This is a genomic window from Azospirillum sp. UENF 312511 (genome assembly GCF_058780635.1).
In genome coordinates this window covers 1-2,500 of record NZ_JBSNCG010000003.1, presented here as the reverse complement: position 1 = coordinate 2,500, position 2,500 = coordinate 1, and the positions used below count along the sequence as shown (strand labels likewise).

The following is a 2,500-nucleotide window of genomic DNA, read 5'->3' as shown; positions in this document are numbered from 1 at the left end:
AGCCATGGGCAGGTTGAAGGTGCGGTAACACGCACTGGAGGACCGAACTCACGCCTGTTGAAAAAGTCGGAGATGACCTGTGGCTAGGGGTGAAAGGCCAATCAAACCGGGAAATAGCTGGTTCTCCGCGAAAGCTATTTAGGTAGCGCGTCGGGCGATTGCCCACGGGGGTAGAGCACTGGATGGGCTAGGGGGCCTCGCGGCTTACCAAACCTAACCAAACTCCGAATACCGTGGAGCACAGCCCGGCAGACAGACGGTGGGTGCTAAGGTCCATCGTCGAGAGGGAAACAGCCCAGACCGCCAGCTAAGGTCCCCAAATCACGGCTAAGTGGGAAAGGATGTGGGAAGGCCATGACAACCAGGAGGTTGGCTTAGAAGCAGCCATCCTTTAAAGAAAGCGTAATAGCTCACTGGTCTAGTTAAGCCGGCCTGCGCCGAAAATGTATCGGGGCTCAAGCCGTGTACCGAAGCTGCGGATGTGATCTTTGGATCACGTGGTAGCGGAGCGTTCCGTAAGCCTGCGAAGGGTCCCCGCGAGGGTGCCTGGAGGTATCGGAAGTGAGAATGCTGACATGAGTAGCGACAAACAGTGTGAGAAACACTGTCGCCGAAAGTCCAAGGGTTCCTGCGCAAGGTTAATCCACGCAGGGTGAGCCGGCCCCTAAGGCGAGGCCGAAAGGCGTAGTCGATGGGAACCACGTTAATATTCGTGGGCCAGCGGGTGTGTGACGAATGGGAAAGCGTGTCGGGCCTTATCGGATTGGCCCGGCTGGGGACCCGTTCCAGGAAACAGCCCCCGCATCAGACCGTACCCCAAACCGACACAGGTGGACTGGTAGAGTATACCCAGGCGCTTGAGAGAATGGTGTTGAAGGAACTCGGCAAATTGCCCTCGTAACTTCGGAAGAAGAGGGCCCCGTTGTGGCGCAAGCCATGGCGGGGGGCACAGACCAGGGGGTGGCGACTGTTTACTAAAAACACAGGGCTCTGCGAAGCCGTACAAGGCGACGTATAGGGTCTGACGCCTGCCCGGTGCCGGAAGGTTAAGAGGAGGGGTTCACGCTCCGAATTGAAGCCCCGGTAAACGGCGGCCGTAACTATAACGGTCCTAAGGTAGCGAAATTCCTTGTCGGGTAAGTTCCGACCTGCACGAATGGCGTAACGACTTCCCCGCTGTCTCCAACACCAACTCAGCGAAATTGAACTCTCCGTGAAGATGCGGAGTACCCGCGGTCAGACGGAAAGACCCCGTGCACCTTTACTACAGCTTTGCAGTGGTGCTAGGGATCTCATGTGTAGGATAGGTGGGAGGCTAGGAAGCCCGGGCGCCAGCTCGGGTGGAGCCATCCTTGAAATACCACCCTTGAGGTCTCTGGCATCTAACCGCGCTCCGTTCATCCGGAGCCGGGACCCTGCATGGCGGGTAGTTTGACTGGGGCGGTCGCCTCCCAAAGTGTAACGGAGGCGCGCGATGGTGGGCTCAGAGCGGTCGGAAATCGCTCGACGAGTGCAATGGCATAAGCCCGCCTGACTGCAAGACAGACAAGTCGAGCAGAGACGAAAGTCGGCCATAGTGATCCGGTGGTTCCATGTGGACGGGCCATCGCTCAACGGATAAAAGGTACGCCGGGGATAACAGGCTGATGACTCCCAAGAGTCCATATCGACGGAGTCGTTTGGCACCTCGATGTCGGCTCATCACATCCTGGGGCTGGAGCAGGTCCCAAGGGTTCGGCTGTTCGCCGATTAAAGTGGTACGTGAGCTGGGTTTAGAACGTCGTGAGACAGTTCGGTCCCTATCTGCCGTGGGTGTCGGAGTTTTGCGAGGATCTGTCCCTAGTACGAGAGGACCGGGATGGACATACCTCTGGTGCACCGGTTGTCACGCCAGTGGCATGGCCGGGTAGCTAAGTATGGACGGGATAACCGCTGAAAGCATCTAAGCGGGAAACCCACCTCTAAACCAGAACTCCCTTGAGAGCCGTGACAGACCATCACGTCGATAGGAGGCATGTGGACGGGCGGCAACGCCTGAAGCTGAGCCTTACTAATCGCTCGATCGGCTTGATCCTTCCCAGCAGGCGGCCCGCGCGCAGCGGCAAGCCCTGGGCGCACGAGCCAACACCGCAAGAACAAGAGCAAACGTCCTCGCTCAAACCAAACCTCTGCCGTCCCTGTCCGGATGGTTCGCGTGTGCCTTGGTGACCTGGTGGTCATGGCGGGGCTCCCAACACCCGATCCCATTCCGAACTCGGCCGTGAAACGCCTCAGCGCCGATGGTACTGCGTCTTAAGACGTGGGAGAGTAGGTCGCCGCCAGGTCACCACGGCACACGCCACACCACACCGGACGTGGACGCAGAAGGCTTCGCACTCGCTTGACAATCGGCTTCGTGAACGGCAAGGCCGGCGCTTTCCCCTGCGGGAAGCGCCGGCTTTTCGTTGTGCCTGTTGTGCGAGAGGTATCGCTGTGGGCCCCCTCCCTAACCCTCCCCCGC

General features: G+C 59.0%; 2 rRNA genes (1 of these 2 cut by a window edge). Both read left to right on the top strand.

The features are described from left to right. Positions 1-2,075 (top strand): 23S ribosomal RNA (locus tag ACWPN7_RS11325); it begins 673 nt to the left of the window's first position. A gap of 133 nt (positions 2,076-2,208) precedes the next feature. Then, a 5S ribosomal RNA gene (gene rrf, locus ACWPN7_RS11320) occupies positions 2,209-2,324 on the top strand. Positions 2,325-2,500: the final 176 nt, after the last annotated feature.